At 70.6% G+C, this 26,729-nt stretch carries 26 protein-coding genes; 12 read left to right on the top strand and 14 right to left on the bottom strand.

From position 1 onward, the window contains the following. Positions 1–2: 2 nt before the first annotated feature. Complete coding sequence (locus tag OHB49_RS25670) at positions 3–680, bottom strand: response regulator transcription factor (RefSeq protein ID WP_030926954.1); 678 nt, start codon at positions 678–680, stop codon at positions 3–5. Between the two features lie 486 nt (positions 681–1,166). On the opposite strand from OHB49_RS25670, the gene OHB49_RS25665 reads away from it, so the two are divergent. After that, positions 1,167–2,657, top strand: coding sequence for an oligopeptide:H+ symporter (locus OHB49_RS25665; protein ID WP_030977018.1), 1,491 nt, complete (start codon positions 1,167–1,169; stop codon positions 2,655–2,657). 106 nt (positions 2,658–2,763) lie between these two features. Here OHB49_RS25665 and OHB49_RS25660 read toward each other — a convergent pair whose 3' ends face one another. From OHB49_RS25660 to OHB49_RS25635, 6 genes are all read right to left on the bottom strand, one after another. Beyond that, positions 2,764–4,167 (bottom strand): hypothetical protein, encoded by a 1,404-nt coding sequence (locus OHB49_RS25660; protein ID WP_329166622.1) that lies wholly within the window; start codon positions 4,165–4,167, stop codon positions 2,764–2,766. Between the two features lie 14 nt (positions 4,168–4,181). Further along, positions 4,182–5,321, bottom strand: a complete 1,140-nt coding sequence (locus OHB49_RS25655; protein WP_329166621.1) for a hypothetical protein — start codon at positions 5,319–5,321, stop codon at positions 4,182–4,184. A 17-nt stretch (positions 5,322–5,338) separates the two neighbouring features. Next, positions 5,339–6,328, bottom strand: a complete 990-nt coding sequence (locus OHB49_RS25650) for a COG1470 family protein (RefSeq protein ID WP_329163333.1) — start codon at positions 6,326–6,328, stop codon at positions 5,339–5,341. Between the two features lie 120 nt (positions 6,329–6,448). Next, positions 6,449–7,114 (bottom strand): peptidase, encoded by a 666-nt coding sequence (locus OHB49_RS25645; RefSeq protein WP_030977011.1) that lies wholly within the window; start codon positions 7,112–7,114, stop codon positions 6,449–6,451. Between the two features lie 189 nt (positions 7,115–7,303). Beyond that, positions 7,304–7,807: an ATP-binding protein gene (locus tag OHB49_RS25640; protein ID WP_030977009.1), complete on the bottom strand. Its 504-nt coding sequence runs from the start codon at positions 7,805–7,807 to the stop codon at positions 7,304–7,306. A 247-nt stretch (positions 7,808–8,054) separates the two neighbouring features. Beyond that, complete coding sequence (locus OHB49_RS25635; RefSeq protein ID WP_030977008.1) at positions 8,055–8,423, bottom strand: STAS domain-containing protein; 369 nt, start codon at positions 8,421–8,423, stop codon at positions 8,055–8,057. A 320-nt stretch (positions 8,424–8,743) separates the two neighbouring features. Here OHB49_RS25635 and OHB49_RS25630 point away from each other — a divergent pair, with 320 nt between their 5' ends. After that, positions 8,744–9,712 (top strand): RNA polymerase sigma factor SigF, encoded by a 969-nt coding sequence (locus tag OHB49_RS25630; protein WP_329166620.1) that lies wholly within the window; start codon positions 8,744–8,746, stop codon positions 9,710–9,712. Between the two features lie 113 nt (positions 9,713–9,825). Here OHB49_RS25630 and hutI read toward each other — a convergent pair whose 3' ends face one another. From hutI to hutU, 4 genes are all read right to left on the bottom strand, one after another. Beyond that, the gene (gene hutI / locus OHB49_RS25625; RefSeq protein WP_329163330.1) at positions 9,826–10,998 is read right to left on the bottom strand and encodes an imidazolonepropionase; all 1,173 of its coding nucleotides are present in this window, start codon (positions 10,996–10,998) and stop codon (positions 9,826–9,828) included. Between the two features lie 32 nt (positions 10,999–11,030). Beyond that, complete coding sequence (locus OHB49_RS25620; protein ID WP_030977002.1) at positions 11,031–12,416, bottom strand: formimidoylglutamate deiminase; 1,386 nt, start codon at positions 12,414–12,416, stop codon at positions 11,031–11,033. Continuing rightward, positions 12,407–13,621, bottom strand: a complete 1,215-nt coding sequence (locus tag OHB49_RS25615) for an allantoate amidohydrolase (protein WP_329163327.1) — start codon at positions 13,619–13,621, stop codon at positions 12,407–12,409. The genes OHB49_RS25620 and OHB49_RS25615 overlap by 10 nt, the downstream gene beginning before the upstream one ends. Positions 13,622–13,764: 143 nt before the next feature. Beyond that, on the bottom strand, positions 13,765–15,426 hold the full coding sequence (gene hutU / locus OHB49_RS25610) for a urocanate hydratase (RefSeq protein ID WP_329163325.1): 1,662 nt from the start codon (positions 15,424–15,426) through the stop codon (positions 13,765–13,767). Between the two features lie 268 nt (positions 15,427–15,694). Here hutU and OHB49_RS25605 point away from each other — a divergent pair, with 268 nt between their 5' ends. From OHB49_RS25605 to OHB49_RS25590, 4 genes are all read left to right on the top strand, one after another. Continuing rightward, positions 15,695–16,123, top strand: coding sequence for a hypothetical protein (locus OHB49_RS25605; protein ID WP_329163323.1), 429 nt, complete (start codon positions 15,695–15,697; stop codon positions 16,121–16,123). 95 nt (positions 16,124–16,218) lie between these two features. Next, complete coding sequence (locus OHB49_RS25600; RefSeq protein ID WP_329166619.1) at positions 16,219–16,962, top strand: helix-turn-helix domain-containing protein; 744 nt, start codon at positions 16,219–16,221, stop codon at positions 16,960–16,962. A gap of 38 nt (positions 16,963–17,000) precedes the next feature. After that, a complete protein-coding gene (locus OHB49_RS25595; RefSeq protein WP_329163321.1) occupies positions 17,001–17,468 on the top strand; it encodes a roadblock/LC7 domain-containing protein in 468 nt (155 codons plus the stop codon). 78 nt (positions 17,469–17,546) lie between these two features. Then, on the top strand, positions 17,547–17,921 hold the full coding sequence (locus tag OHB49_RS25590) for a hypothetical protein (protein ID WP_030976993.1): 375 nt from the start codon (positions 17,547–17,549) through the stop codon (positions 17,919–17,921). 16 nt (positions 17,922–17,937) lie between these two features. Here OHB49_RS25590 and OHB49_RS25585 read toward each other — a convergent pair whose 3' ends face one another. From OHB49_RS25585 to OHB49_RS25575, 3 genes are all read right to left on the bottom strand, one after another. Then, the gene (locus tag OHB49_RS25585; protein WP_329163319.1) at positions 17,938–18,525 is read right to left on the bottom strand and encodes a hypothetical protein; all 588 of its coding nucleotides are present in this window, start codon (positions 18,523–18,525) and stop codon (positions 17,938–17,940) included. Positions 18,526–18,710: 185 nt separating this feature from the next. Next, positions 18,711–19,553, bottom strand: a complete 843-nt coding sequence (locus OHB49_RS25580) for a MurR/RpiR family transcriptional regulator (protein WP_030976990.1) — start codon at positions 19,551–19,553, stop codon at positions 18,711–18,713. Further along, entirely contained in the window at positions 19,550–21,127 is a 1,578-nt protein-coding gene (locus OHB49_RS25575; protein ID WP_329166617.1) for an aromatic amino acid ammonia-lyase, read from the bottom strand. The genes OHB49_RS25580 and OHB49_RS25575 overlap by 4 nt, the downstream gene beginning before the upstream one ends. Positions 21,128–21,283: 156 nt before the next feature. Here OHB49_RS25575 and OHB49_RS25570 point away from each other — a divergent pair, with 156 nt between their 5' ends. The 6 genes from OHB49_RS25570 to OHB49_RS25545 all read left to right on the top strand — a co-directional run bounded on the left by OHB49_RS25570 (position 21,284) and on the right by OHB49_RS25545 (position 26,729). Then, a complete protein-coding gene (locus OHB49_RS25570; protein WP_329163314.1) occupies positions 21,284–22,414 on the top strand; it encodes an ABC transporter ATP-binding protein in 1,131 nt (376 codons plus the stop codon). Then, positions 22,411–23,055: an ABC transporter permease gene (locus OHB49_RS25565; protein ID WP_030976984.1), complete on the top strand. Its 645-nt coding sequence runs from the start codon at positions 22,411–22,413 to the stop codon at positions 23,053–23,055. Before OHB49_RS25570 ends, OHB49_RS25565 begins: the two co-directional genes overlap by 4 nt. A gap of 3 nt (positions 23,056–23,058) precedes the next feature. Further along, positions 23,059–23,721: an ABC transporter permease gene (locus OHB49_RS25560; RefSeq protein WP_313937631.1), complete on the top strand. Its 663-nt coding sequence runs from the start codon at positions 23,059–23,061 to the stop codon at positions 23,719–23,721. Positions 23,722–23,732: 11 nt separating this feature from the next. After that, positions 23,733–24,692: an ABC transporter substrate-binding protein gene (locus OHB49_RS25555; RefSeq protein ID WP_329163313.1), complete on the top strand. Its 960-nt coding sequence runs from the start codon at positions 23,733–23,735 to the stop codon at positions 24,690–24,692. A 17-nt stretch (positions 24,693–24,709) separates the two neighbouring features. Continuing rightward, positions 24,710–26,116 carry a purine-cytosine permease family protein gene (locus tag OHB49_RS25550; RefSeq protein ID WP_329163311.1) on the top strand — a complete coding sequence of 469 codons (1,407 nt, stop codon included), beginning with the start codon at positions 24,710–24,712 and terminating at the stop codon, positions 26,114–26,116. Between the two features lie 190 nt (positions 26,117–26,306). Then, the gene (locus tag OHB49_RS25545) at positions 26,307–26,729 is read left to right on the top strand and encodes a hypothetical protein (protein WP_030976976.1); all 423 of its coding nucleotides are present in this window, start codon (positions 26,307–26,309) and stop codon (positions 26,727–26,729) included.

Here is a 26,729-nt window from a genome sequence, read left to right as displayed (position 1 = left end):
CGTCAGCTCTTCTCGAAGCGGAAGCCGACGCCCCGGACGGTCGCGATGTAGCGGGGGTTGGCGGCATCGTCACCGAGCTTCTTGCGGAGCCAGGAGATGTGCATGTCGAGGGTCTTCGTCGACGACCACCAGGTGGTGTCCCAGACCTCGCGCATCAGCTGGTCGCGGGTGACGACCCGGCCCGCGTCGCGGACCAGGACCCGCAGCAGGTCGAACTCCTTCGCGGTGAGCTGGAGTTCCTCGTCGCCCATCCAGGCCCGGTGCGACTCGACGTCGATTCGCACGCCGTGCGTGGCGGGCTGCGGCGAGGGCTCCGTGGCACCGCGCCGGAGCAGCGCCCGGACCCGGGCGAGGAGCTCGGCCAGGCGGAACGGCTTGGTGACGTAGTCGTCGGCTCCGGCGTCCAGGCCGACGACGGTGTCCACCTCGTCGGCGCGGGCGGTGAGCACCAGGATCGGCACGGTGTGGCCGTCGGCGCGGAGCCTTCGGGCCACTTCGAGGCCGTCCATCCCGGGCAGGCCCAGGTCGAGCACGACCAGGTCGATGCCGCCCTGGAGGCCGGCGTCGAGAGCGGTCGGACCGTCTTCGCGGACTTCGACCTCGTAACCCTCCCGACGCAGGGCGCGAGCCAGGGGCTCCGAGATGGAGGCGTCGTCCTCGGCGAGCAGTACACGGGTCATGGGGTGATGGTAGTCCGCATGAGGCGGCTGTCGTGAGGTGATCGACAAGGCCTGCGGGTCCGTGGCCTGAACCGAGGCATGCCTTCGAATATGCGAGCCTGGTTGCATTCATCCCTGTGATCCATCTCTCAAGTCCTTCCATATCCGGCAGTGTGGTGTCGTATGGTGGCTCGACGCCTGTTGCACCACTCAAGGACCTTTGGGCAGCTTTAAGCGCCGAGGGTCTCTTTTGTATGCGGGCTGGTATTCGCCAGCCTTTGGTTCAGTGAATGACCTGTGGCCGGGCCCGGAGCGCAATGAAGTACTCCGGGCGTGGATCCCGATGCGGTCCGTCCCGCGACTCCGACTCCGTACCCAGGTACGGGGTCCCGGAGCGAATCCCCTCTCAGGCGTGAGGGGTGGGCGCAGCCACATCGGTGCCGGCCTCCCCCCACCGGGCGCTCAACGCTCACAAGGCGTCGCGTCCCGAGCAAGCAAGGATCGACCATGGCGTCCAGCCTGACGAAGGACTCAGCCAGCACGTCTGGCTCCGAGAAGACCTTCTTCGGCCACCCCCGCGGCCTGGCCACTCTCTTCATGACCGAGATGTGGGAGCGCTTCAGCTACTACGGCATGAGGGCCCTGCTCCCCCTCTACTTGATCGCCCCCAACGGGCTTCACATGAACCCGGCCACGGCCACGGCGATCTACTCGGTCTACGTGTCGCTGGTGTACCTGCTCGCGATGCCCGGTGGCTGGTTCGGTGACCGCGTCTGGGGTCCCCGCAAGACCGTCGCCGTCGCCGGTGGGGTCATCATGATCGGCCACCTGGCGCTGGCGCTGCCCACGGAGGGCACGTTCTTCGTCGGTCTCGGCCTGGTGGCCATAGGCTCCGGTCTGCTGAAGTCCAACATCTCGACGATGGTCGGCCAGCTCTACGACGGCCCGGACGACCCGCGCCGCGACGGTGGCTTCACGATCTTCTACATGGGCATCAACGTCGGCGCCTTCGCCGCGCCGCTGGCCATCGGCACCGTCGGCGAGAACGTGAACTGGCACCTGGGCTTCGCGCTCGCCGCGGCCGGCATGGCGCTGGGTCTCGTCCAGTTCCTGCTGGGCACCCGCCACCTGAACGAGCGCAGCCTCGTCGTCCCGAAGCCGCTGTCCGCCGCCGAGCGCACGAGCACGCTGCGCAAGGGCATGATCTGGATGGCAGTCGCCGCGGTCTTCTACATCGTCACGGTCGTCACCGGCGTCTACACGCTCAACTGGATCCTCGTCCCGATCACCGTCGCGGGCCTGGTCATCCCAGTCCTGGTCCTGGCGCGCATCAAGCGCGACAAGGAGCTCAGCGCCGCCGAGCAGTCGAAGATGTCCGGCTACATCTGGTTCTTCGTCGCCGCCGCCATCTTCTGGATGATCTACGACCAGGGCGGTTCGACCCTGGCGATCTTCGCCGACTCCTCGGCCGAGAACAGCGTCTTCGGATGGAACTTCCCGGTCTCCTGGTACCAGTCGGTCAACCCGGTCCTGATCATGGCGCTGGCCCCGGTCTTCGCCGCCTTCTGGCTGTCGCTGAACCGGCGCGACAAGGAGCCCAGCACCATCGTGAAGTTCAGCTCCGGCCTGGTACTGGTCGGTGCGTCGTTCTTCCTCTTCCTGATGCCGCTGACGATCGCCACCGACGGTCACAAGGCCGCCGCCATGTGGCTGGTCGCGATCTACTTCGTCCAGACGGTCGCCGAGCTGACGCTGTCCCCGGTGGGTCTCTCCGTCACGACGAAGATGGCTCCGGCCAAGTACGCCAGCCAGATGATGGGTGTCTGGTTCCTGGCCGTCACCGCCGGTGACTGCACCACGGGTCTGCTCTCCATCGCGGGTGTCGACCTCAACGGCACCGGTGTGGTCACTCTGCAGGCCGCCCTCGCGGTGGCCGCGGGTGTTGCGATATTCATGTACCGCAACAAGGTCAAGCAGCTCATGGGCGATGTGCGCTGACGCACCGATCGCTGATGCGCTGATGCGCTGACCGCTCGTACGAGGGGCCGTCGCACCGGTTGACCGGTGCGACGGCCCTTCGCGTTGCCCTGGTACGGAGCTCAGCTCACCGGGTGCCGCGCAGCCGGCGCCAGGGGGTGAACGTGAACACGGCGCCGCCCAGCAGGATCGCCGTACCGGCTACCAGGCCGAGCGCGCGCAGCGTGCCGTTGTCCTCGGCGCCGGTGGCTGCGAGTCCGCCGCCGGAGTCCGTACCGCCGCCGCTCGTGGCGCCGCCCGCGTCCGAGCCGCCGGCAGCCCCGCCGGGCTGGGACGAGGTGTCCAGCTCCAGGGAGACCGCGACATCGGCGGGCGGGGTGCAGGTCGTCGTCGTGCCGAGCGCCATCACGGTCAGTACACCCGGGCTGAGGGTGGACTTGCCGCTCGCGCCCGGCTTGTACGTACCGGTGAGATCGGGGATCTCGATCGGATCGCCGGACTTGATGGGCTCCTTGTTGGTGGGGCCCTCGACATGGACCGTGCCCTTGTCGGCTCCGCCGAGCTTGACCTCCATGGAGGGCTTCACCGAATCGGCCGGGATGTCGGCGGGACTGTCCATGACCGACTTGCTGAACTTCACCGTGAGGTCGAAGCTGCCGCCGTTCTTCTTCGCGTTGATCTTCACCGGGGAGGTGGCGTTCTTGTCACCGATCGGCGTCTTGCAGGCGTACGCGACGGACACCTCCTTGCCCTCGAAGTCGGTCTGACCGCCGCCGCCACCGCTCGACCCGGCGGTGGTGCCGCCGGAGTCCGTACCTCCGGTGTCCGTACCGCCGGCCGTCGTGCCCGCCGTGGTCCCGCCGTCGGCCGTCGTCCCGCCCGAGGTGGTGGAACCGGTGGTGGTGCCGGTGGTCGTGCCGGAGATGGTGCCACCCACCGTCGTGCCGGCGATGGTGCCACCCACCGTCGTACCGGTGGTCGTGCCGCCCGCTGTCGTACCGCCGCCGTCCGTGACCTTGATCGTCGCGCCCGGCTGCACGGTCTCCTTCGGGGAGCACTTGGTGTCGGTGGAGATCGGCTTGGAGACGTTGATGTTGTACGCGTCCGGCGTCAGCGTGATCTCGCCGGCCTTCTCCAGCTTCAGCATGCCCTTCATGTCGGGCAGCACCATGGGGCTGTTCTTGGGGATCGGCGGGTTCTGCCGGGGCCCTTCCATCGGCAGGTCGCCACTGGCCGCGCCGCCCACCTTGATCGTGCCGGTCGGCTTGACCGTGTCCTTCTCCAGGTCGAGGACGTCGGGGTTGCTGGAAGCGGCCGCGACCGTCTTCCACACCACCTCGACCGTGTCCCCGACCTTCGCCTCGGCGGGCGCGGTCAGCTGCACCTTGGTCGTGCCCTGTACGGGCGGCAGCCCGGAGATGGACGGCGGAATGCACTCCGTCTTGTACGAGACGTCGGCGGCCTGGGCCGGGCTCGCGGCCAGCAGGATCCCCGCGCCGCCGAGCATCAGCGCGACCCCGGCCGCGCTCATCCTCCGTTGGGTGCTCACGAATGTCCCTTCGTCGTGGGTCTGTTCTCTGACGGTGCGGATTCCGGTGTGAACCACGGCAGCGCGGCCGTGCCGGCCGCGCCCGCAGCGGACCCGGCGCGACCCGCCCGGTCCTCCGCCGCGGGGTTCACAGGGGTGGTGCCCGGTGCCCGGCGCAGCTTGGTGAGCTTCGCGGTCACATCGGTGAGCTGTGGGTGGCGGTGACGTCCGGCCCGGACCGAGGCATGCGGGGAGCGGGGCCGGACCTTGTCGACGATCGCCATGCCGATCCGGAACACGGCGGCCGGTACGACGACGCAGAGCAGGATCCAGAAGAGGGTGACGCCCCACGGTCGGCCCACCCCCCACGGCTGTTCGGCCAGCACCTTCGTCCCGTAGCGCAGGGAGATCTGGTAGTCGCCGTGCGCGCCCGCCGTCAGTTCGACCGGGAGTTCGATCTGCGCCTTGCGACCGGGCGCGATGGTGCCGCGCCACTGCTGTTCCTCCCACTGCGGGGCGAAGACGCCGTGCGCCGTCCCGACCTGGAAGACCGGGTCCTTGACGGGTGCCGTGCCGAGGTTGCCGACGGTGAGGACGAGCCTCCGTGCGGGCGGGGCACCGAACCAGGTGAGGATCCCGCTGTCGCCCTCCAGCCGGGTCGTGGCGAGCACGGCGAGCTTCCCGCCGTCGGTCTGCTTCGGCAGCGGGGCGACCGGGTGGCCCGCGACGACGAACACGGCGTCGGCGGTGGCCTGTTCTCCGGTGACCGTCGCGACATGCACCACACACGGGCACGGCTCGGGCGGCTCGGCGACGGGCATCTTCTTGCTGAAGGCGCCCTTGGCATCGGTGGTGACTGCGCGTCCGTCGGCGTTGGAGCAGGAGTTGGTGCCACCGATGACGCCCCTGCCGGGCGAGGACTGCCCGCAGATCAGCATCATCAGCAAGGTGTCGGGCCGCCAGCCGCTGCCTTTGACGGTGATCTCACCGCCCTTGCCGGCCTGCTGTTTCGAGAGGGTGACCGCGGGCCGTCCGTCCGCCGCACCGGCGCCCGGTGCGGGCAGGAGCAGCAGGGCGGGCACCAGGGCCACGAGCAGCGCGGTGGCCCATCGGTGGCTGCCGCGCCGGAGGGATGCCGGTCCGGTCCGTCGACCCATGTGTCCGGTCTGTCGTCTCACCTGTCCGCTCCCGCCTTCACCAAGTGCCTTTCGTCCGACGTGGGTCGAGATACCGGGCCGGCGCCGTCCGGCGGCCGCCGCTGCCTGCGCCGCAGCCGGTATGCGTACGCGCCGGCCGCGACCGCGGACAGGAACAGCAGTACGCCGACGGTCACCGGCGCCCAGGGGACGAGGACCACCGAGCCGGTCGCCTCGCTGTGCGCGCCGCCCGCGGCAGTGACCCGCAGTCGGACGGTGACGGAGTCGAGGGCGGGGACGTCCCGCCACGGTTCGGTGAGCTTCGCCCGCTGTCCGGGCAGCAGCTCCACCGGCAGGGTCCGGGCCTCACGCCGCAGCAGCGCGCCGAACACCCCGTCCGCGCTGACGGCAAGGCGCGGAGCGAGGGCCGCATTGCCACGGTTGACGAGGGTGTAGTGAATGGTCCGGCCGGACACGGTGACGTCCTCGACGGTCAGTGCGGCCAGGGTCGGCCCGCTGACCCGGAGGTGGACGCGTACCCCGACCGAACGGCCGGCGCTCTCGGCGACGATCGCGCCGGGGTGGTCGCCAGGTGGCGCACTCGTCGGCACGGTGACGGAGAACGGCACCTCGGCACGGGTACAGGCGGGCACGGTCACCCGGTCCGCCGCGAGCCGCAGCCAGGAGCCGGTCCCGGCGGAGCCCTTCGATCCGCGTACCGCGAATTCACCGTCCTCGGCGTTGTACGCGTCGGCCCCGCGCAGCCGCACGGTGACCGGGGTGCGGCCCGGGTTGGTGACGGCGAGCCGGTCCTGCAGGACGGTGCCGGGCACGCCCTCCAGGTAGAAGTACGGTCTGCCGTCGTCGTCGTCGTCGCCGGTCCGGGTCGCGGCGCCGCTCGCGGCGGGCCGAGCCGTCCAGTCCGTGGCACTTTCCGCCCGGTCGGCGGCCGCCGCCGGGGTCATGGCGAAGGCGCACAGGAGGACGGCGAGAACGGCTCGGGCGGCTTGACCGGTCGACGACGGCATGGGCGGGGCTCCCTGGTGCGTACAGAGCTGGTGCGTACCGGGCTGGCGTGTACGTACGGCGCGCGGACGGGGACTGCGGCTGTATCGGCCATGGGGTGTTGCGGTGGCGCGGTCGGTGGCTCAGCCCGTGGCCCGCTGCCCGCGCCGGGTCAGCCACAGCACTCCGGCCGCACCGGTCAGCAGCACCGTGCCGCCGAGCGTCCCGAGCGCCATCGCGGAGTCGAGCGGACCGGTCTTCGGCAGCTGACCGCCGTCGTCCGACGTGTTCTGCGGGCCGCCCGCCGCCGTCACATCCAGCTCCAGCGACGGCTTGGGGCTGTTGCCCGGGGTGCAGGTCGTGGTCGTGCCGAGAGCCTTGATGGTGAGCACCCCCGCGGTGAAGCTGACCTTGCCGCTCTTCTTCGGGGTATACGTACCCGTCAAGTCACTGATCTTGATGGGGGTGTTGGCCGGGATCGCCGCGGCGTTCGCCGGGCCCGAGACCTGTACCTGGCCCGATTCGGCGCCGCCCAGCCGGATCACCGCACTGGGTTTCATGGCGCCCTTGCCCAGTTCGACAGGGCTGGACGAGACGCCCTTCTGGAAGGACATCGTGAGCGTGTATCCGTTGCCGCTCTTGACGCCCTTGATGTCGATGGGCGATACGGCACTCTTGTCCCCGATCGGGGTCTTGCACTGGTAGTCGACGTCCACGACCGTGGCGTGTGCGGCGGGCGCGGCCAGCAGCACCACCGAGCCGGCCAGCGCGGACGCCAGGGCGAGAGCTGTTCGCTTCGGGTACGACACCTCGAGTTCCCCTCCTGCCGGTGGTCGCCGCACGCCGCATCACATCGACGCAAGTTACTGACGACACATCAGATTGGGCGCTCAAGGTACGCCTGAGGCCTTGTGGAGGGAAGACAAAGAGCGCGCCGATCCGGCGCGCTCCTCGGGGATGCGAAGTCAGGGGTACGGAGTCGGGAGGCGGGCCCGTGACTACGCAGGGGCGGCCAGCTCCGCCCAGACGGTCTTGCCGGGTTCACCCGGCACCCGCAGAACCCCCCAGTCCAGGCAGAGCCGCTGGACGATGAACATGCCGTGCCCGCCGGGCCGGCCGGCACGGTGCGGGGTGCGAGGTGCGGGCTGTCCCGCTCCGCCGTCGAGAACTTCCACCCGCAGCACCTTCGAGGTGCAGCCGATGCGCAGCTCCTCGGGTCCCTCCGCGTGCAGGCAGGCGTTGGTGACCAGCTCGGAGACGACCAGCAGGACGTCTTCGGCAGCCGCTCGGCGGTCGGCGCTCGACGCGGGGAGCCAGCCCCAGTCGTGGAGTGCCTGGCGGGCGAAATCACGGGCCGCCGGCACGATGCCGCTGACCTGCCGCAGCGGCAGCGTGCGCCACTGTCGCTCGACCGGCTCGGCGGAGGGTGCGTCGGCGCCGTGGCCCGTGCCCTCCGGCTCGCGGCCGAGGTCGCCCGGCTGATGCTGCCGGGTGGTGCTCATCAGCGCTTCACCTCACCGATTCACCATGTCGCCATCGAACAGATACAGATACAGATACAGATTCGGGACCGCTACGGGCGCCGACACAGGTCGGTACAGGTACCGACCAGCTACAGAGTGTGCAGGTCGTCCCGGGCTCGCGGGGTCTCTCCTGCCCGCCCGAATCGTGACAACACCCACTTCGCCTACGCGGATCGCGTGACTCGGGCGACACACGCGACTCCCGATGCCACATGCCGCGCCACGATCAGGTGTCCAGAGCCTCTGCCAGGGAGTCGTGGACGGTGAAGACCGCCTCGGCCCCGGTGATCTCGAAGACCCTCGCCACCACCGGCAGCATTCCGGCCAAATGGACCCCTCCCCCGGCCGCCTCCGCCTTGAGGCGGGCACCGAGCAGCACATTCAGCCCGGTGGAATCACAGAATTCGAGTCGCGAACAGTCGACCACCAGGCGCACCCGCCCTTGCTCGACCGCGCTCTCCAAGGGCTCGCGAAGCAGGTCGGCGGTGTGGTGATCCAACTCACCCACCGGCGTCACGACCTCGCTGCGCCCCTCGGTCCGGACCTCGACCTGAAGTCGACCCCGATTCGCACTGCCGACCGTCTGGCGGTCCATGCCCGTCCCTCTTCGCCGTTCGCCATTGCCTGTGTCACTGCCTGCATCATCGCTCACGCGTCACCGACTGTCACTGTGTATGCGGTTGCGTGTGCAGCCGTCGCCAGCTTTCGTAAAACAGTACGCGTTCCGTACGCCACGCGGTAGCCAAGGAACCCAACAAACCGGACATTTGCCGTCAATTGGCAGTTGTAACTCGCCGCCCGGACCGGGTAAGGGTAGGAGGACACCCGAAACACGGCCGGCTTTGGAGGCGCCGCTTCACCGCAGGAACACGTAAGGGCATCGGCAGCCATATGCCGAGAACGATGGAGGAGACCATGTCGCCCCGGCTCGACGGCCCGCGTACCCACAACGCAACGTCAGCATGTCCTCAGGGACTGACCGAATCAGACTCCCCTGCAGCGGTTGCCGTACCCGGCCCGCGCAGCAGCAACACCAGCACCACCCGCAACACCAGCACGACCAGCAGCATCGGCGACGGTCTCGAAGACCTTCCCGAGATCCCGCCGTACTCCGAAGTGGGTTCGCTGGACGCCAGAGCGCTTTCCAAGACGCTCTTCGCCCGGCTCGAATCCCTCGAAGAGGGCACCCACGAGCATGCGTACGTACGCAACACGCTCGTCGAACTCAACCTGGCCCTGGTCAAGTTCGCCGCCTCCCGGTTCCGCTCCCGCAGCGAACCGATGGAGGACATCGTCCAGGTCGGCACCATCGGCCTGATCAAGGCGATCGACCGGTTCGAGCTCAGCCGGGGCGTCGAGTTCCCCACGTTCGCGATGCCCACCATCATCGGCGAGATCAAGCGTTTCTTCCGCGACACCAGTTGGTCCGTGCGCGTCCCGCGGCGACTGCAGGAGTTGCGGATCGACCTGGCCAAGGCGGGCGACGAACTCGCCCAGCACCTGGACCGGGCGCCCACCGTGGGCGAACTCGCCGACCGCCTCGGACTCAGCGACGACGAGGTCGTCGAGGGCATGGCCGCGAGCAACGCGTACACCGCGAGCTCACTCGACGCCAAGCCCATGGAGGACGACGCCGAGGGTGCACTGGCCGACCGGATCGGCTACGAGGACCACGGACTCGCAGGCGTTGAGTACGTCGAGTCCCTGAAGCCGCTGATCGCCGCGCTGCCCGGCCGCGACCGGAAGATCCTCTCGCTCCGCTTCGTCGCCAACATGACGCAGTCGGAGATCGGTGAGGAGCTCGGCATCTCCCAGATGCACGTCTCGCGGCTGCTCTCGCGGACGCTGGTCAAGCTCAGGAAGGGCCTGACGCTGGAGGAATGATTCCCCGGCACGTTCAGCGCCGTTGCGCGACCTCACCATGCGGAAGGACCTGACCCGGCAACGGGCAGGTCCTTCCGCATGATTGACGTGGTGTCGGCGCGTTGTCGACTCGGTCAGAGAGTGCGTTCGCCGCGCTGCCAGACGGCCTGGACCAGCGGGACACCCGGCCGGTAGGCGAGGTGGACATGGCTGGGGGCGTCGAGGAGGACCAGGTCGGCGCGGGCTCCGGGGGCGATGCGGCCGATGTCCGTGCGGCGCAGGGCCGCGGCGCCGCCCGCGGTGGCGGACCAGAGGGCCTCGTCCGGGGTCATGCCCATGTCGCGTACGGCGAGCGCGATGCAGAAGGGCATGGAGGAGGTGAACGACGAGCCCGGGTTGCAGTCCGTGGAGAGCGCGACGGTGGCTCCCGCGTCCAGGATGCGACGGGCGTCGGGCCAGTCGGCCCTGGTGGAGAACTCGGCGCCGGGGAGGAGCGTGGCAACGGTGTTGCCCTGGGCGAGGGCGTCGACGTCGGCGTCGGTCAGGTGGGTGCAGTGGTCGGCGGACGCGGCGTCGAGCTCGACGGCGAGCTGGACACCGGGGCCGTAGCTCAGCTGGTTGGCGTGGACGCGGGGGTGGAGGCCCTTGGCCATGCCGGCGGTGAGGATCGCGCGGGCCTGGTCGCCGTCGAACGCGCCCTTCTCGCAGAAGACGTCGACCCAACGGGCGTACGGCGCACAGGCGTCGAGCATCGGCCCGGTCACCAGGTCGACGTACCCGGCGGGATCGTCGGCGTAGTCGGGGGACACGACGTGGGCGCCGAGGTAGGTGACCTCGTCGGTGTGGCGGGCGGCGATACGCAGGGCGCGGGCCTCGTCCTCGACGGTGAGCCCGTATCCGGACTTGGTCTCGAACGTGGTGGTGCCCTGGCGGAGCGCCTCCGTCAGATAGCGGACGACGTTGGCGGAGAGCTCGTCGTCGGTGGCGGCGCGGGTGGCGGCGACCGTGGTCCTGATGCCGCCCGCGGTGTAAGGACGGCCGGACATCCGGGCGTTGAACTCCTGGGTGCGGTCGCCCGCGAAGAGGAGATGCGAGTGGGAGTCGACGAACCCGGGGATCACCGCGCGGCCGCTCGCGTCGACGGCGCTGTCAGTGGCGGGTGCTTTGCTTGACTCACCGGTCCAGACGACGCGGTCGCCCTCGATGACTACGGCCGCGTCCAGGATCAGGCCCAGGGGGGAATTGTCACCGAGGGAGGGGTCGTTGGTGACCAGACTGGCGATGTTGGTGATGGCGGTCGTCGTCATCGGGGGGCTGCTCTCCTTGCGAGGGTCCGGCGTCAGCCGTGCAGGACGGCGATGGCCGAGGCGAGTGCTGCGGGTACGTCCTCGACGAGCGCGTGCTGCCCGTCGCGGACGATGTGCCGGCCTGCCACGACCGTATGCCGCACATCAGCGGCGGAGGCGGCGAATACGGCTGCTTCGGCCGCCAGTCGGGGCACCGGTCCCGCTGTTCTGACGGAGTCCAGGGCGACGGTGGTGAAGTCGGCGAAGGCGCCCGGTTCGAGGGTGCCCGCGTCGGGACGGCCCAGTGCGGCGTGTCCGTCGGCGGTGGCGGCGCGCAGCAGTGCGGCCGCGGTCCAGTGGCCGCGGGCCTGGGTGCGCAGCCGCTCGTTGAGCTCCATCGCGCGGGCCTCTTCGAAGAGGTCGATCACGGCGTGGCTGTCGCTGCCCAGGGAGAGCGGCGAGCCCGCGCGCTGAAGGGCTACGGCGGGGCCGATGCCGTCGGCCAGGTCGCGTTCGGTGGTGGGGCACATGCAGGTGCCGGTGGCCGAGGAGCCGAGCAGCGTGATGTCCTCGCCGCTGAGGTGGGTGTTGTGAACGCCGGTGGTGCGCGGGCCGAGGACTCCGTGGTCGGCGAGGAGCCGGGTCGGGGAACAGCCGTGGGCCCCCTGGCAGGCCTCGTTCTCCGCAACCTGTTCGGAGAGGTGGACATGGAGGGGGGCCCGCCGACCCTCGGCCCACGCGGCCACGGTGGCGAGCTGCCCGGCGGGCACGGCGCGCACGGAGTGGACGGCCGCGCCGATCAGGGCGTGGTCGGTGTCCTTGAGGAGGGAAGCGCGTTCGGCCCAGGCCTCGGCCGTGGTGTCGGAGAACCGCAGCTGGTGCTGGTTGGGCTGCTGGTACTGCCCGGCCCGCTGCCCGAACCCGGCGGCGAGATAGGCGGTGTCCAGCAGGGTGATCCGGATACCGGCCGCGTCGGCGGCGGCGATCAGGGCCTCGCCCATCGCGTTCGGGTTGTTGTACGGGACTCCGCCCGGCGCGTGGTGCAGATAGTGGAACTCACCGACGGCGGTGATGCCGGCCAGCGCCATCTCGGCGTACACGGCCCGGGCGAGGTCGTAGTACGTCTCGGGGGTGAGCCTGGACGAGACCTGGTACATGAGCTCGCGCCAGGTCCAGAAGGTGCCGGAGCCGACCTGGACGGTCGAGCGCAGGGCACGGTGGAAGGCGTGCGAGTGGGCGTTGGCGAGTCCGGGAAGAGTGAGCCCGCGCAGCACGGTGGCGCCCGGCGGCGGGGCGTCGACGCCGGTACGCACCCCGGCGATCCGCCCGTCGGCGACGTCCAGGGCGACGCCCGGCTCGACATGGGTGCCGAGCCAGGCGTGGGACAGCCAGAAGGTCGTGGTGTCGCGCTTTCCCGGCGGTGTCGTTGTCAGCTGCACGCGAGACCTTCCAGTACATCGGCGAGTGCGATCACCCCGGCCACGCAGTCGTCCTCGGCGGCGTGTTCGGCCGGCGAGTGCGAGATCCCGGTGGGGTTCCGTACGAACAGCATGGCGGTAGGCACCGAAGCGGACAAAATACCCGCGTCGTGCCCGGCTCCGGTACCGAGGACGGGCACGGCGCGGCCCGCGTCGTCGCCGCCCCTGCCCGTCAGGATCTTGCCGAGTTCGTCGCGCAGGGCGTGCTGGAACTCCACGACGGGCGTGAAGGACTCCCGTACGACATCGAGATCGATGCCCGCGCGCTCGGCGTGTTCCCGGGCGGCCCGCTCGATGCCGGTGACGACGGCGTCGAGGGTGTCCTGGTCGGCGGCGCGCGAGTCGAGCCAGCCCCGGACGAGGGAGGGGATGGCGTTGACCCCGTTCGGCTCGACGGCGATCTTGCCGAAGGTGGCCAGGGCGCCGGTGAGCTGCGCCTCGCGACGGGCGGCCAGCACGGTCTCGGCGTATGTGAGCATCGGGTCGCGCCGGTCCACGAGCCGGGTGGTGCCCGCGTGGTTGGCCTCACCCCGGAAGTCGAACCGCCAGCGGCCGTGCGGCCAGATGGCGGAGGCGATACCGACCGGGTCGCCGGTGAGGTCGAGGGAGCGCCCCTGTTCGACGTGGAGCTCGACGAACGCACCGATACGGGCCAGCCGTTCAGGGTCCGGCCCGATGGCCTCGGGGTCGTAGCCGGCGGCCTCCATGGCCTGCGGCAGTGTGATGCCGTCGCCGTCGCGGAGCTGGTGCGCCTTCTCGACGGTCAGCTGCCCGGCGGCGAGCCGGGACCCGACACACGCGAGCCCGAACCGGGCCCCTTCCTCGTCACCGAAGTTGGTGATGGCGAACGGACGGGTGAACTCCGCTCCCCTGCGGCGGAGTTCATCGAACGCGGCGAAGGAGGAGACCACACCGAGCGGCCCGTCGAAGGCACCGCCGTCGGGCACGGAGTCGAGGTGCGACCCGGTGACGACGGCGTCGTCACCGAGCGGGTCCCCGAGCCAGGCCCACTGGTTCCCGTTCCGGTCGACCTCGTACCCGAGCCCGCGGGCTTCGGCCTGCGCCCGGAACCAGCCACGGCAGTCACCGTCGGCGGCGGTCCAGGCGTAGCGGCGGTAGCCGCCGCTCCCGGGATGCCGCCCGATGGGGGCAAGCTCCTTCCACATGCCCTGGAAGGAGACTTGCGGGCCTTCGTTCCGCGGGGCGGGGGAGGTGTCTCCCCCGCCTTCAGGGCCATGGCGGAGGGTGGGCGCGGGCGAACCCGCGCCCGACAGCGAACCCCCCACCGAGCCGGCCGCGCCAGGCACCGTCACTGCCCGCCCTCGGTCATCGGCACCCGCACGCCCTTGTCCGCGGCGACGGACTCCGCGATGTCGTACCCGGCATCGACATGCCGGATGACGCCCATGCCCGGGTCGTTCGTCAGCACCCGGCGGATCTTCTCGCCCGCCAGCTTCGTGCCGTCGGCCACGGTCACCTGCCCCGCGTGGATGGAGCGCCCCATCCCGACGCCGCCACCGTGGTGGATGGAGACCCAAGAGGCGCCGGACGCCACGTTGACCATGGCGTTCAGCAGCGGCCAGTCCGCAATCGCGTCGGACCCGTCGAGCATCGCCTCGGTCTCGCGGTACGGGGACGCCACCGACCCGCAGTCCAGGTGGTCGCGGCCGATCGCCAGCGGCGCGGCCAGCTCACCGCTGGCCACCATGTCGTTGAACCGCTCACCGGCACGGTCGCGCTCGCCGTAGCCGAGCCAGCAGATCCGGGCGGGCAGCCCCTGGAAGTGGACGCGTTCGCCGGCCATCTTGATCCATCGGTGCAGCGACTCGTTCTCGGGGAAGAGTTCGAGCATCGCCTTGTCGGTCTTGTGGATGTCCGACGCCTCGCCGGACAGCGCGGCCCAGCGGAACGGGCCCTTGCCCTCGCAGAACAGCGGCCGGATGTACGCGGGGACGAACCCGGGGAAGTCGAACGCCCGGTCGTAGCCCGCCAGCCTGGCCTCGCCGCGGATCGAGTTGCCGTAGTCGAAGACCTCGGCCCCGGCGTCCATGAAGCCGACCATCGCCTCGACGTGCTTGGCCATCGCCTCGCGGGCCCGCTGCGTGAAGTCGGCGGGCTTCTCGGCGGCGTACGCGGCCATGTCGTCGAAGTCGACGCCGATCGGGAGGTACGCGAGCGGGTCGTGCGCGCTCGTCTGGTCGGTGACGATGTCGATCGGGGCGCCCTCGGCGAGCATCCGGGGCAGCAGCTCCGCCGCGTTGCCGAGCAGCCCGATGGAGAGCGACTTACGTGCGTCGCGCGCCTCGACGGCGAGCTGGAGCGCGTGCTCCAGGGAGTCGGCGCGCACATCCAGGTAGCGGTGCTCGATGCGGCGCTCGATGGCACGCGGGTCGCAGTCGATGCAGATCGCGACGCCGTCGTTCATGGTGACCGCGAGCGGCTGGGCGCCGCCCATGCCGCCGAGTCCGGCGGTCAGGGTGATCGTCCCGGCCAGCGTCCCGTTGAACTTCTTCGCGGCGACGGCGGCGAACGTCTCGTACGTGCCCTGCAGGATGCCCTGTGTGCCGATGTAGATCCACGACCCGGCGGTCATCTGGCCGTACATGGTGAGTCCGAGCGCCTCCAGGCGGCGGAACTCCTCCCAGTTCGCCCAGTCGCCGACCAGGTTGGAGTTGGCGATCAGGACGCGCGGCGCCCATTCGTGGGTCTGCATGACGCCGACCGGCCGCCCGGACTGGACGAGCATCGTCTCGTCCTGCTTGAGCGTCTGCAGCGTGCGCACCATGGCGTCGAACGAGCGCCAGTCGCGGGCCGCCTTGCCCGTGCCGCCGTAGACGACGAGCTTGTCGGGGTGCTCGGCGACCTCGGGGTCGAGGTTGTTCTGCAGCATGCGGAGGGCGGCTTCCTGCTGCCATCCCAGGGCGCTCAGTTCCGTACCGCGCGGTGCCCGTACGGGGCGGGGTCCTGACATGGCAATGCCTCCTCGCTTCTGTGATGCTTCTATTCACATCCTGTCTCTCTGAATACTTGTAGTCAACAGGCGCGCCCGAAAGACCTGCCCGGAAGACAGGGAGCGGCACCCAAGACGGACAGAACATGACAAGGGCCTCAACGAGTCCGACCGTTTCCGACCGTCTTCCGCATGTACCAATGGAAAATGCCAGAACTCCCACCCCGGGCGAGCACGTTGCGTAGCCTCAGGGTCACAGCCGTGCGTCCGGTCGGGGGAGGGAGTCCGCGTGTCCGGAATCGACGAGTGCCTGCTCGAAGTCATGAGGCTGCCCGGTGCCCGCGGCGCCGCGGTGGTCGACTGGACGAGTGGTCTCGCCCTGGGCACCATCGGTGAATCGCCCAACGGCGATCACGAGGCGACCGCCGCCGAGACGGCCGAGGTGGCGCGCATGGCGGTGGAGCAGCCCGCGTTCGCCCTCTCCGACCCGGAACCCTCAACAGGCCCGGAGGAGAACGACGTCAAGGCCAAGGGCGCGGCGCCTCCGGTGGAGGACGTCATCGTCACCACCCGCGCCGGTTACCACATCCTCCGATTCGTGGAGACGGCCTTCGACAGCAGCGTCTTCCTGCATCTGTGGCTCGACCGTTCCGACGGCAACCTGGCGCTCGCCCGGATACGGCTGGGTGAGATGGCAAAGCGGCTGGTCCTGGCATGAGAACCGTCGTGCCCGAGAGAACACCCCCCGACAGAACCCACAGAACCTCACCCGAGAGAACCTCCCCCGTGAGAGCAGCCTCCGCCCTCTCCCCCATGCTCCAGCGCCTCGCCGCCGAGCGCGCCACCGGCGCCCTGATGCGCGACCGCGGCACGCTCTACCTCGCCGACGGCCAGGTCGTGCACGCCGAGAGTCCCGCGACACCAGGCATCGACATCCTGCTCACCACCGGCGGCACCCTGCACCGCGACGGCTGGTGGGACGCGGTCGCCCAGGCGGGCGCCGGGCAGCGGGTCGGCCGCTACCTGGTGGACAGCGGACGGATACCCGGCGGCGCCCTGGAGCTCTGCCACTTGGGAGCGCTGTACGACGCCGCCTTCTTCGCCCTCGCCCCCACCCGGACCCCGGCCCGGTTCCGTTACGGGGTCTCGCACTGGATCGGTCCCGTGCACCCCGTCCCCGTCGATGCCGTGCAGCGCGAGACGCTCCGGCGCCGGGAGCTGCTGGACCGGATCTGGCCCGACGCGATGACCGACACCGCCCCGCTCGTCCGGGCGGCCCGTCCCGTCGACGCCCCCGTCCCCGCACGTCGGCGCCGCGTACTCGACCTGGTGGACGGAGTGCGTACGGCATCCGACATCGCACAGCACCTGGGCCGCTCGGCGTTCCACATCCTCGTCGACCTGCGGCGGCTCACGGCCGCCGGACTGGTCGAAGCGGTCCGGCAGACGGCAGCCCCGTCCGCCTCCGCGCCCGGCCGGATCACGCTTCCCGAGGTCACGGCCGACCCCGACGTCGCCCTGCTGCGCCGGCTCAGAGACGCATTGGAGGCCCTGTGATACGCGCGCTCAGACAGCGTGCCGGGAGGAGACAACTGATGGTTCCCGAGGCCGAAGTCCAGGACGTCCTGGCCGAACTCCAGCGGCTACGCGCCCGGGTTCCGCTCCTCGCGGGCGCGCTGGCGGCCAGCACCGACGGACTCGTCCTGGCCCAGGACACCCCGGGAGTGGAGGCGGAGGGCGTCGCCGCACTGACCGCGGCCTCGCTCGGCGTCGCGCTCCGGATGACGGAGGCGACGGGCCGGGGCGGCTTCCGCGAACTGCTCGTACGAGGCGAGACCGGCTACATCGCCACGTACGCGGCGGGCTCCTCCGCAGTGCTCACGCTCCTGGCCGAGGACCGGATCAACGTCGGCCGGCTCCACCTGGAAGGCCGCCGGGCGAGCACCCGGATCGGCGAACTGGTCGACACCGCCCTGCGACGCACCGCACAACCCGCGCCCGTGTCGCACGCCCCGCGCCCCCGCACCCCGCCCGCCGGCGGCCCGCTCCCGCACCGCACGTAATACCAGCCTCATCCGCACCAGGAACGCCAGATATCGGAGCCGGTCGCCTCGACCGGCAAGGAAAGGAAACAAGCACTCATGGCCAACACCGAAGCGTCACTCAAGGAAGCGATGACCTCCATCGAGGGCACCCTCGGTGTCGCACTCGTCGACTACACCAGCGGCATGGCGCTGGGCACCCTCGGCGGCGGCAAGGACTTCAACCTGGATGTCGCGGCCGCGGGCAACACCGATGTCGTACGTGCCAAACTCCGCACGATGGAACACCTCGGCATCAAGGACGAGATCGAGGACATCCTGATCACCCTCGGCGCCCAGTACCACCTGATCCGGCTGCTCAAGGCGCGCGGCACCAACGGTCTCTTCCTCTACCTGGTGCTGGACGCCGCCCGCGCCAACCTGGCGATGGCCCGCCACCAGCTGAAGCGGATCGAGGCCGAACTGGAGGTCTGACCTCCGCAGCACACCCTCAGCGACGCCGCGCCCCACCGGGCGCGGCGTCGCCCGCCACCGGCCCGGTCGTCCGGTACGCCGCGACCTGCTTGCCCGCGGGCCGCCCCTTCTCCACCCAGTCGCTCCGCACCCAGTACAGGACGTCGTCCTTGCGCTCCCGCCGTCCGATCCGGACCGCCTTGAGCCAGAGCCCCGCCCCGGCACCCGCGAGCACCAGCCCACCGGCGCCGGGCAGCAGGAACCCGCCGGTGATCGCCACGAGGAACCCGCCCAGCAGCCACCACCGGTGCCCGCGACGCCAGTTGCGTACGGTCACGGCCCGGTCCTGGAGGAAGTCGGTCCGCCCGGCGCGGGTGGCGGCCCGGGCCAATTCCGCGTACCTGCCCCCGCGGGCGAGCGCCACCACCACTGCGGTGACCAGGAAGAGCGCGGCTCCGGCCAGCAGTCCGATCCGCCGGCCGGTGAGCCCCGGGACGAGCGCGCCGACGGCGGCGGCGAGCAGCCCCGGCCACCACAGCGGTACAGCTCCGGCCCGTACGATCACGGCCACCCTTGCCAGCGACTGCGCTCCGCGCCCCACGTCCGTACCCCTCTCGACAGCCATCGGTGCTGTTTCTGTGGGCGCAGATTAATGGCCGTGCCTGAGCAACGTCTGAGCAGTTTCTGAAAATCCGCAGTGATTCCTGGACTCCCGGCCGAGCATTCGGCACCACCGGGCGTCCGCCATGCCGTCCCCGCCCGGCAGGACCGCTCCCCTCCCCGGCAGCAGTCCCAACCCCGGCCCCACGCTCACTCGGCGAACAGACCGCGCGCCGCCGCCCGCGCGTCGAACTCCTCCAGCCGCGCCTGCGCATCGGGCAGGTCGTCGCACATCGCCTCCAGCAGCACCCGCCCCAGCAGCATCGGCGCACACGCGGTGTCGAAGGCGAGCCCGGTGCCGACGGCCGCCGGAATCAGCAGATCGCTGTGTGCGGCCACCGGGGTGAACGCCGAGTCGGCCACCGACACCACGGTCAGACCCTGTTCCTGGGCGTACGCGAGCGCGTCCACGACCTCCTTCGGGTGGCGTGGCAGCGCAAAGCAGACCAGCGCGCTCGCCCCCGCCCGCCGCGCGGCGTCGATGCGGTCGCGCAGCATGCTGCCGCCCTCGTCGAGCACCCGCACATCCGGGTGGACCTTGGCTGCGAAGTAGCCGAAGCCACGCGCCTGCGAGGAGGCGGCGCGCAGCCCGAGCACGAGCAGCGGCCGCGACGCGGCGAGCAGCCGCCCCGCCCGCTCGACGGGAGTGGGGTCGGCGAGCAGGTCGGCGAGGTGCCGCAGGTTCTCGATCTCGGCGTGGACGGCCTGCTGGTATTCGTTGTAGGTGTCGTCGACGGCGCCCGCCGCCTCACCGGGTCCGGGGGCGACCTCCCGCAGGTGCTTGCGCAGTGCCGGATACCCGTCGAACCCGAGCGCGACGGCGAAGCGGGTGACGGACGGCTGGCTGACCCCGGCCAGATCGGCCAGTTCCACGCTGGACAGGAACGGCACATCGGCGGCCCGCCGGACCATGGAGTGCGCGATGCGCCGCTGGGTGGGCGTGAGCCGGTGCCCCTCGAAGAGCTGCTGCAACCGCGCGGCCGGGCTGCTCATGCTGTCCCCCTTGTACTGGTGAGTCCGGTGTCCCGGCTCGTTCCGGTGAGTCCGGTGTTCCACAGATCCGTGCAGCGGTCGAGCAGTTCCCCGGCCGCCGCCTTCACATCATCGGTGAGCGGCCGGTCCGCGAGCTCGGCGTCGAGCAACGAATCGGCCAGCGCGAACGCCCGCCCGACCGGCAGCTCAGGATCGGGCCGCAGGTCGCGCAGGCGCAACGCCCTTACGGCGGAGACGAGTTCGCAGGCGACGACCTGCCGGTAGGCGCTGCAGACGCGCAGTGTCTGACGGGCGGCCAGCGAGGCGAAGCTGGCCTGCTCCTCGACGCCGCGGGAGAGCACGGCATGACCGAGCGAGGCGGGCGCGGAGAACGCCCGCAGATCGCCGAGGGCGGCCCCGGCCGCGTACTCCAGGATCATCACGCCCGAGGCGGCGGGCTCGCCGTCCGCGAGGAACGGCCGCAGCCGGGTGAAGGACGGCTCGTTGAGAGCCGAGAGCCGAGAGGTGGAGAGCCGGGCGACCTGGGTGACCGCGAGCCTGAAGTGATCGAGAGCCAGGGCGAGTTGGGCCATGTAGAAGCCGCCGTGGTGGTAGGCGGCAGGGCTGCCGTTGAGACCGGCGTCCGGGCAGATCAGCGGGTTCTCGGCGGCGGCGTTGATCTCGACGGCGAGGACGCGTTCGAGCGCGTCGGCGGCGTCCTGCGCGGGGCCGTGGATCTGCGGCAGGCAGCGGAAACCGTACGGGTCCTGGATCCGGCCGAGCGGCGGCCCCGGGCGGTCGGGAGCGCCGAGCAACTGCCGCATCCGCGCCGCGACCTGGTACGAGCCGGGGTGCGGACGGGCGGCGTGGACCGGTTCGGCGTACGCCTCGTACGAACCGTCGACCGCGAGCAGCGAGAGCGCGGCGACCGCTTCGGTGGCGGTGACGAGCCGGCGCAGCTCGTCGAGCGCGAGGGCGGCCTGACCGAGGGTGAGGGCGTTGCTGCTGATCAGGGCAAGGGCGTCGTTGTTGTCGAGCGACTGGGGCTCGGGCGCGGCGCCGGGCCCCTGCCAGGGATGCTCCCCGGCGAGTGCGAGGCCGACCTGGGCCAGGGCGGCGATGTCCCCGGTACCGACCGAACCGAACTCGTTGACCACCGGGTGCGCGCCGGCCTCCAGCGCCTCGCAGAGACCCACGACGACGCCGGGCCGCAGTCCGGCACCGCCCGCAAGCAGCTGATTGGCGCGCACGGCGAGCATGGCGCGGACCTCGCGGGCGGGCAGCGGGTCACCGATGGCCCCGGCGTGGCTGCGCAGCAGGCGCAGCCCGTGATCGGCGGCGGCCTCGGTGGGAACGCCCTCGTTGCGATTGGCGCCGACCCCGGTGGAGCGCCCGTAGACTCGCCCGGTCGCGGCGAGCTCCCGGGCGGCGGACCAGGACCGGTCGACACGCTTCATCGCCTCGGCACCGGGCACGGGCCGGGCGGTACCACGGGCGATCCGGACGACGTCGGCGACGGGCAGGGTCCGGCCATCGAGCTCGACGACGGCGACGGCATGGTCCGCGGCCCAGCCACCGAAGGGCGAGGAGTCCATCATGTGGGACGACATCATGCGCGAACCCTCCTCATTCAGACACAACATCTCGCCGCTCGGGCTTCTGTAACCAGTGTTTTACCCCGAGGCATTGACAACCTATTCAGTCAACGAGAACTCTGCATGACTATATGCAGCCGGGGCAAGGGACGACCGATGATCAAATTCGACGCAGTGAACAAGCGTTTCCCGAACGGCACAACAGCAGTTCATGAGCTCAGCCTCACCATGCCGGAGGGCGGCATCACCGTCCTGGTCGGTTCGTCCGGCTGCGGCAAGACCACCACCCTCCGGATGATCAACCGGATGATCGATCCGAGCTCCGGCACGATCACGCTCGGCGGCCGGAACATCCTCGAAGCGGACGCCGCCGAGCTCCGCCGGGGCATCGGATACGTCATCCAGCAGGCCGGGCTCTTTCCGCACCGCACGATCCTCGACAACATCGCCACGGTCCCGCTGCTGCTGGGCCACGGGCGCAAGCGCGCCCGGGCCCGCGCGGCCGAACTGCTGGAGACGGTCGGGCTTCCGGCGGACGCCGCCAAGCGCTACCCGCACCAGCTCTCCGGCGGCCAGCAGCAGCGCGTCGGTGTCGCGCGTGCGCTCGCCGCGGATCCGCCGGTGCTGCTGATGGACGAGCCGTTCGGCGCGGTCGACCCCGTCGTCCGGACCCAGCTCCAGGACGAGCTGCTCCGCCTCCAGCAGGAGCTGAACAAGACCATCGTCTTCGTCACCCATGACATCGACGAGGCGGTCCGGCTCGGCGACCGGATCGCCGTGTTCCGTACCGGCGGTCATCTGGTGCAGTGCGCACCGCCCGCCGAACTGCTCGCGCGCCCGGCCGACGACTTCGTCGCCGACTTCCTCGGCGCCGAACGCGGCCTGAAGCTGCTCTCGTTGAGCACGCTCGCAGATCTCCCCCGGCAGCCGGCGAGGACGGTACGGGCCGACGAACCCGCCCCCGCCGGGCGCGCCGACTGGCAGCTGGTCGTCTCCGCCAAGGGCGAACCCCTCGGCTGGCTGGACCCGGCAGCCGCTCCGTCGGGCCCGGCGGGCGACGCCCCGCTCCTCCCCGTACGTCCGCTGCGCGACACCGACTCGCTGCTCTCCGCGCTGAACGAGTCGGTCGCCTCCCCGGCCGGCCTGATAGCCCGGGTCGACGACACGGGCGTACTGACCGGGGTCACCGCGCGCGAGGCCGTCCACGCGCGGGCGGGGGACGCCCACACCGCAGCGGTCGCGGCCCCCCTGCCCGCGACGGCTCCGGCCGGAAAGGGCAGCGCATGACCATCGACTGGTCGTGGATCTCCGACCACGCGAGCGACCTCGCCACCCTCACCGTCTCCCACCTCCAGGCCGCCCTGACCGCCGTGCTCCTCGGCCTGCTGATCTCGCTCCCGCTGGCCGTCCTGGCCCACCGGGTACGCCCCCTGCGCGGCTTCCTCCTGGGCCTGTCGAACATCCTCTTCACGATCCCGTCCATCGCGGTCTTCGTCCTTCTCCTGCCGGTGTCCGGCCTCACCCGCACCACCACGGTGATCGGCCTGACCGTCTACACACTGGTCGTGCTCCTCCGCAACACGGTCGAGGGCCTGGACTCCGTCCCGGCGCGCACCAGGGAGGCCGCCAAGGCGATGGGCACCCGCCCACTGCGCATCCTGCTCACCGTCGAGCTCCCCCTCGCCCTCCCCGTGATCATGGCGGGCGTACGGATCGCCACGGTCATGTCGATCTCGCTGGTCAGCGTGGCCACGTACATCGGCGACGGCGGCCTCGGCCAGCTCTTCACGGACGGGTTCCAGCGCAACTTCCCGACCCCGGTGGTCGTCGGCATCGCCCTGACCCTGCTGCTCGCGCTGGTCGCGGACGCGGCGCTGGTGGCCGTGCAGTACGTGCTCACCCCCTGGAAGCGGAAGCAGAGGGCCTGACCGATGTACGAACTCTTCGCGAACCTCGGCACCTGGCTGACCAGCGCCGAACAGTGGCAGGGCCCGGACGGCATCGCACACCGCCTTGCCGAGCACCTCCAGTACTCGCTCCTCGCCACCTTGATCGCCACGGCGATCGCGCTCCCGATCGGCCTGCTCATCGGCCACACGGGGCGCGGCGCGTTCCTCGCCATCAACCTCTCGTCGTTCGGCCGGGCGCTCCCCACGGTCGGCCTGGTGGTGCTGGTCTTCCTGGCCAGCGGCCTGTCGATGACCCCGGTGTACGTGGCGCTGGTCGCCCTCGCCGTCCCGTCGATCGTCACCAACACCTACGCCGGGATGACCGCCGTCGACCCGGAGGTGAAGGACGCCGCCCGCGGCCAGGGCATGCGTGGCCACCAGATCCTGTGGCAGGTGGAACTCCCCCTCGCCCTCCCCCTGATCATGACCGGCCTGCGCCTCGCCCTGATCCAGGTCGTCGCCACCGCCACGGTCGCCGCGTACGTCAGCTTCGGCGGCCTCGGCCGGTACGTCTTCGACGGCCTGGCCCAGCGTGACCTCGTCCAGGTACTGGGCGGCGCGGTCCTCGTGGCGGTCGTGGCCGTCGCCCTGGACCTGGTCCTGTCCGGACTGCAGCGCATCCTCTTCCGTCACCGCACCGCCTGAGGAGACCACCCATGACCCACCAGCCCCACAGCACCACCCGTCGCTCCCTGCTGGGCGGCCTCCTCGCCGCGGCCGCCGTCCCCGCACTCGCGGCCTGCAGCAGCGGCATCACCTCGCTCGACGGCCAGGGCGGAGGCAGCAGCAGCGGCGCCGGCTCCAGCGCCGGCGGCATCACGATCGGCACGGCCAACTTCACCGAGAACCAGGTGCTCGGCTACCTGTACGCCGAAGCCCTGCAGGCCGCCGGAGTGAAGACAGAGGTCCGCGCCAACCTGGGCACCCGCGAGATCCTCATCCCCGCCCTCGAGGGCGGCGACATCGACCTCCTCCCCGAGTACCAGGGCGCCCTCCTGCACTACCTCGACCCGAAGGCGAAAGCCACCGAGGAGGGCGAGATGCAGAACGCCCTGGCCATCGCCCTCCCCAAGGGCCTCCAGATCCTCCCGTACGGCATGGCCGAGGACTCGGACGCCTTCGTGGTCACCACGAGGACGGCCAGGAAATACGGTCTGTCCTCCCTCGCCGACCTGGCGAAGCAGAACGGGAAGCTCGTCATCGGCGCGGCCCCCGAGGTGAAGAAGCGGACGGTCGGGGCGGTGGGCCTGAAGGACGTGTACGGAGTCGAGTTCAAGGAGTTCAAGTCGCTGGACTCCTCCGGCCCGCTGGTCAAGGGGGCCCTGAAGAAGGGCGACGTCGACGTCGCCAACCTCTTCACCACCGACACGGACATCGCCGCCGAGGGCTGGGTGGTCCTCACCGACCCCAAGAACCTGATCCCCGGCCAGCACGTGGTCCCCCTGATCGCGGACCGCGCGGCGGACTCCACGGTCCGCAAGGCACTGGCCCGCCTGGGCGCCACTCTCACGACGAAGGACCTCACGGAGCTGAACCGCCTGGTGGACAAGGACAAGAAGGACCCGGAGGACGTGGCGCACGAGTGGGCCGCGGCGCACGGCCTGACACAGAAGTAAGCGAAAAGGAGCACCTCATGGCCGACTCTCTCGTCGAGCGCCGCTCGATCGACGTCGTACCGGACGACGAACGGCACGGAAACGCGTTCTCCCAGTTCACCCTCTGGCTCGGCGCGAACCTCCAGATCACCGCAGTGGTCAGCGGCGCGCTCGCGGTCATCTTCGGCGGCGGCGCCTTCTGGTCCCTGATCGGCCTGCTGGTGGGCAATCTGCTCGGCGGAGCGGTGATGTCGCTGCACTCGGCGCAGGGCCCCCGGCTGGGTCTGCCCCAGATGATCTCCAGCCGGGCACAGTTCGGGGTGCGGGGCGCGGTCGTGCCGCTGCTCCTCGTCGTCGTGATGTACGTCGGCTTCTTCGCCAGCGGCAGCGTGCTGGCCGGTCAGGCGGTCGGCGAGCTCACCCACCTCGGGCAGACCCCCGGCATCCTCGTCTTCGCCGTGATCACCGCGCTGATGGCGGCGATCGGCTACCGGATCGTCCACGTCCTCGGCCGGGTCGCCAGCGTGGTCTGCGCACTGGCCTTCGTCTATCTCGGCATCCGGCTGCTGGACCGGATCGATCTCGGCGCCGCCCTCGCCGACCGTGCCTTCGACCTGCCGATGTTCCTGCTCGCGGTGTCGATCGCGGCGTCCTGGCAGCTGGCGTTCGGGCCCTACGTCGCGGACTACTCGCGCTACCTGCCGCGCCACACGAGCACCCGCGCCACCTTCTGGTGGACACTGGCCGGCACGACGCTCGGCTCCCAGTGGTCCATGGCCTTCGGCGTGCTGGTCGCGGCATCCGCGGGCGAGGCGTTCCTCGACGACCAGGTCGGCTACGTCGTCTCGCTGGGCGGCACCGGCCTGATCGCCTCGCTGCTCTACTTCGTGATCGCGCTCGGCAAGCTGACCATCAACGTGCTGAACACCTACGGCGGGTTCATGTCGATGGTCACCGGCATCAGCGGCTTCCGCGGGCAGCGGGCGCTCTCGCAGCGCGGCCGCTCCGCGTACATCGCCGTGATCATGATCGCGGGCACGGCGGTCGCCCTGCTCGGCAAGGACACCTTCCTCACCTCGTTCAAGGACTTCCTGCTGTTCCTGCTGACCTTCTTCACCCCGTGGTCGGCGATCAACCTCGTCGACTACTACCTGATTTCGCGTGAGCGGTACGACATCCCGGCCCTGTCCGACCCCGACGGCCGCTACGGCGCCTGGCGCTGGGACGCACTGTCGGTGTACGCGGTGGGCATCGTCGCCCAGCTCCCCTTCCTGGCGACGACCTTCTACACCGGCCCGTTGGTGGAGCCGCTGGGCGGCGCGGACATCTCCTGGGTGATCGGCCTGCTCGTACCCGCCTTGCTGTACTGGCTGCTCGCCCGCCGCGACACGACGCACATCCCGACGGCCACGATCACCTCGCCGGACCGGGTCCCGGCCGGCTGAGCCCGGTCCCCACCGGGTCGCCGACCACGACCCGGTGGGCCATGGCGCAACGGCCCGAGGCGTCAAGAGCGAGGTCGTCACCATCGACGGGTGGGCCATCTCCACCGAGGGCCGGCCCGGGGCGCCCCCGACCTCCAACAGGGGGGCTAGCCCCACTGTGCCGGGCTTGTTCGCTCCGTACCGTTGGGCCATGGAAGCCCGTGACTCCGAGCTCGAGAAAGAGCTCAATGCCACCTTGCAGGCCCGCAGTGAGCTGGGGCCCGAGTACGAGTCGGCGCTCATCGACTCGTTCCTGGAGAAGGTCGACCGGCGTCTCGACGAGACACTCGACCGTCGCGTCCGGCGTCATCTCGCCGAGCAGCAGATCACGGTCGCCCGAGGGGCCCGGGCGCCCCAGGAGCCGATGGCGAACTTCGGTGAACGGTTCGGGTTCGGGATCATCTCGCTGGTGCTGGCCATCCCGCTGTCCGCGATCGGGGTCGCGAACGCCGGGATGGAGGGGCTCGTCGTGGCCTGGCTGGGGATCGTCGGGGTGAATGTCGCCCAGGTGGTCCGCGGTCGGCCGTCGTCCCGGCGCCCGGAGGGACGCACGAAGTCCGACTGGGAGGACTGA

The organism is Streptomyces sp. NBC_01717 (genome assembly GCF_036248255.1).
Lineage (GTDB): Bacteria > Actinomycetota > Actinomycetes > Streptomycetales > Streptomycetaceae > Streptomyces.
The sequence above is the reverse complement of the archived record's forward strand: the minus strand, read 5'-3'. Positions and strand labels throughout refer to the sequence as shown.